Genomic DNA, 3,787 nt, shown 5'->3' on the forward strand with positions numbered 1-3,787 from the left:
TGTCAGAAAGTGAAAAAGCCAAGATCTTCGACAGTATGTTCGAGGCATTTAGCGAGAGAAGGTGAGGGCAAAGTGGCAGCCCCTTCAGTCGAGAGGGGCGGAAACAGGTCCTTCGCCGCATTTGCAGAAGTTCCTCGCCTCGCTTGCTAAAGCAGACCTGTAGAAAAGGCTGCACATTGGGGCGAGATGATCGCCAAGATTACTGGTGGGTCATTAGAGGCAGTCGCGGTGGTCACAACTTTGGTCTGGCTGTTAGGTTGAAATTTGAAAGTGGTGAGATGACGATTATTGGTTAGGTTGGTTCCAATATTGAACTGCCGCAACACGAAAGGCATCGAATTTTTCTTTTCGCCAGCAAACTGGATGTCCATCTCGAAGTAACCAATGAATCCCATTCGCGCAGGTCAAGTCCATGTAGTTAGCATCATCCAACCAGTTAATGTAGTTTTCGAATGTCGATTGATAACTGTTGGTGAAAAGATGATCCGGCGCGTTCCAAAGCATCCCTTCCAAGAAATATGACGGAGCAACGTCACCCTTGAGCCTTCCAAGGTCAATCATGCGGTTCCGCATATTCTTTATAACCCTAACGTTTGACTTAAAACGGTTGTGTGTAGCTTGATGCTTGGTAGTGCAATTTTGAAGGTGTTGCTTTGGATAGTTAATAATTTCTACACCGTCAGTCGTCCAAAATATAATTCCATCATTAAAGTACTGTCGTGTCTTGCCGTATTGTAAGTGCTTAGCGCAGACTAATACGTCTGCATCTCTCCTAGCACCATTTGCAGGAATGCGAATTGCCTTCTTTCCATTTTCGACGCTGTTGCCAAACTTATACTTTAGCCAAGCCAATACATCAGTCTTGAAGTCTGAAAGTTGATATTCAGCACGGGAAAATTCCCCATTATATTTCTGTAGTTCGGAAGTTTCGAGTTCAGAAGTGTCGCTATAAACAGTAGATGAAAGTCGAATTGCAATATCCACATCGCTATCGGCATAAATGTTTGTGTCGTTTCCATAGGAGCCTTGAAGAAAAACGTCAAAGCTTCGATTGTTAAATGGCGCGTTTGTGTCCTCCAACGCTGCCTTGACTGCTTGATATGTTGATGCAGACTGGGTGACAGATCCTTGATGCGCCCAAGTTGCGAGTTGAGCCTCTGATACAGCCATTATGCGTTTTCCTTTAAAAGTAGTTGTTTGATATCTTCTTCACGTGAGGCGAAGGATTCCGCACCGCGTTGCCGCAAGTCGTTTAACTTTTGCAGATTGTGCTCAAAGAGATCAGTGGCCATCTCGGGCCTCTCAAATGTATCGTTTATTCGAACGGTTTGAACGTCTTTAAAAAGAATGAGTCTGAGCTGTTCCATTGATGCGACGTTAATTGCCATGGTCTTATCCAGCACAGGTAGAGTCGGTAAAACTCGACGATATAGGCGCTTATGCCAACCTTCTTTCGGTTTGGGGTAGTTTCCACAACCGATGCTTAAAACCCGACAATCACTAGGATCGTACTTCAAAGCAGCCACAGCATCTGCAATTCCGTACAGGGTGGGGTTATTGGCGCAGTATCCCCCATCCACAAGCTCGATATAATCACCCATTGCGGTCTTGACTATTTGCCGTTTGAAATAAGGATAGGCAGAACAGGATGCTTGAACAGCGTCAGAAATGGTACATCCAAACCCAGCTTTGAAGGTCCCGACACGCCCATGTGCTTGATCTACGCTGCCTTTGAAGATCATTGGCGTTTCAATCTGCCATTTAGTGGTGACAACTCCTAAGCCCGTTTTTACGTCCTCGAAAGTCTTCTTCCCATATACCGTTTCGCCAAGCGCCTTCAAAGCGGCTGAACGGCCTTTGGCAAACCGCTTCTTCATAATCTTAGGTACGTGTTCGCAGTAAAGCTTGTGTATAGCCTCTACGTCGTAGCCAAGCGCCAGGAGTGATGCGATTATCGAGCCGGTACTGGTCCCAAAGATGAGGTCGAAGTGTTTGTATAGCGGTCCACCCAACAAGCCCTCAACTTCACGTAAGACGCCCAGAGTATAGAACCCCTTTGCCCCACCGCCATCAAGGCTCAGGATTCGACAGTTAAAAGGTCTATCGGCTACTGGTTTTACTGCTTCGGCCATACTGACCTCCTATCCACGGATACCAATCCATGTAGGCATACAATTGCCCATCACAAGGTGTTGAATTGACCTTGGTTAAAACTCTCCGTTTTCAGCAGCCCGATTTGCGATATCGAGTGACAAGATCGGATGGACAGGGCAGAAATATGCTAATGGCTGTTGGACTCACAAATGCAGATTGAAATTGGCTTCATATCCGAAGACTTTCCAGACTTTTTTGAGGGCTGGGGCGACACACATTTCACTAATACTTTGAAGGACGGTGTGAAAGCTGGTCTTAACCGTGCGTTCCAGTGCAACTTGGGTACTGATCTTTTGAAGCTCAAGGTAGACGACAAAATGAACATCACCTGCTTTCACAAAGGTTCATATAGCAACGGTGTTTCGCTGAAACACATTCAAGATATTGGTGACTTCCACGTATCCGGCCTCAAGGTAGAGTTTGACATAGTAAAGAACTGTTTGGTGTCAGACCTAGAGATCGTTTGTTCATTTGGAACACGATTAGACCATTGGTTTCCTGATGCAGCCCCAAAACCGCTGGTAAAAATAAAGCCGATGAAAAAGTGGGATCGGATCACCCTCAGATTTGGCTATGTGGTCATTCCGAAAGAGGCGTTACCGGTAAACTACGCCATAGTGAAGAAATGCACCTGCAAAGCGGATACTCTTTTGCCTGTATATCAGGCAATCATGCTTCACTTCCAATGCTTTGTATGTGCTAAGCAGTACATCTGTGAGTGCTTCAGAGGCATCGCGGAACATTCCATTTCTCGACCAAATTACAACGATGAGCCATTCAAAGACCTGTTATCACGAACCACATACAAGACGGAAATATGCCACCTTTGCCGAGGTGTCCCAAGTACCACAGGTGCTTATGAGCGGGGCAAAAGCGAGGTTCGCGCCTACTACCAGTTTTACCTCCAAGCCTTTGCTATGGGGAATGGGTTTGACTGGAGAGCGGCGGAAAACTCGATACGGGACAGATTAGGCATCCCGCATATTGGTGAGGGCTGGATAGCTGAGGCAAACTTGTTGCGGTTAGTGCGTTCCCTCTTTCCAGACGTAGACGTTTTGCATCAGGCCAGTCCAGACTGGTTAGGTCGCCAGCGTTTCGATATCTTTATACCAGATTACAACTTAGCTGTAGAGTACAACGGCGAGCAACATTACTTTCCTATCGAACACTTTGGAGGCGAAGTAGGGTTCCAAGCAACCGTCCAGAGGGATGAAGAGAAACGACAGAAAGCTAAAGAGGCAGGGGTGAAAATGGTGGAGTTCGGCTACGATGAGGACCTTTCACCAGAAGCAGTATTCCTTAGATTAAAGCCCTTTGCCAAGGGGGCGAACGGCAAAGCTAAATAGCATCATGCATACCTTAGGTGCGGACTCAAATTGCTTGGTGCGGTTAATATATAAGGCCGCCAAGTCCGCACACCGACTTTTCTGCCTACCAAAATGCTGCACCATGCACCAATGGCCGCTTTGACGGGCCCCATCGCAGCACTTGAGGTGGTGATGAATGGCAGCTCTGGGCCGTGAGTGGCGACGGGCCTGTACACCTGCTTAGAAGAAACGCGCGCTGCGTCACCGCGAGCCCGCATCAAGCCCAAGGAAGCTCATATGACTTTCTTTCAATAGAAGCATTGTTT

The 3,787-nt window shown here is 47.1% G+C and carries 3 protein-coding genes; 1 reads left to right on the forward strand and 2 read right to left on the reverse strand.

The window, feature by feature from the left end; translation table 11 throughout:
• Window positions 1-285 precede the first annotated feature (285 nt).
• Window positions 286-1,170, reverse strand: a complete 885-nt coding sequence (locus tag BLQ98_RS17900) for an anti-phage nucleotidyltransferase (protein WP_208596103.1) — start codon at window positions 1,168-1,170, stop codon at window positions 286-288.
• The gene (locus tag BLQ98_RS17905; protein ID WP_093734535.1) at window positions 1,170-2,132 is read right to left on the reverse strand and encodes an anti-phage phospholipase; all 963 of its coding nucleotides are present in this window, start codon (window positions 2,130-2,132) and stop codon (window positions 1,170-1,172) included. The genes BLQ98_RS17900 and BLQ98_RS17905 overlap by 1 nt, the downstream gene beginning before the upstream one ends.
• A gap of 171 nt (window positions 2,133-2,303) precedes the next feature.
• Here BLQ98_RS17905 and BLQ98_RS17910 point away from each other — a divergent pair, with 171 nt between their 5' ends.
• On the forward strand, window positions 2,304-3,500 hold the full coding sequence (locus BLQ98_RS17910) for a hypothetical protein (RefSeq protein WP_093734536.1): 1,197 nt from the start codon (window positions 2,304-2,306) through the stop codon (window positions 3,498-3,500).
• Window positions 3,501-3,787: the final 287 nt, after the last annotated feature.

This window comes from Sulfitobacter litoralis, from assembly GCF_900103185.1.
In the GTDB taxonomy this organism is placed as follows: Bacteria; Pseudomonadota; Alphaproteobacteria; order Rhodobacterales; family Rhodobacteraceae; genus Sulfitobacter; species Sulfitobacter litoralis.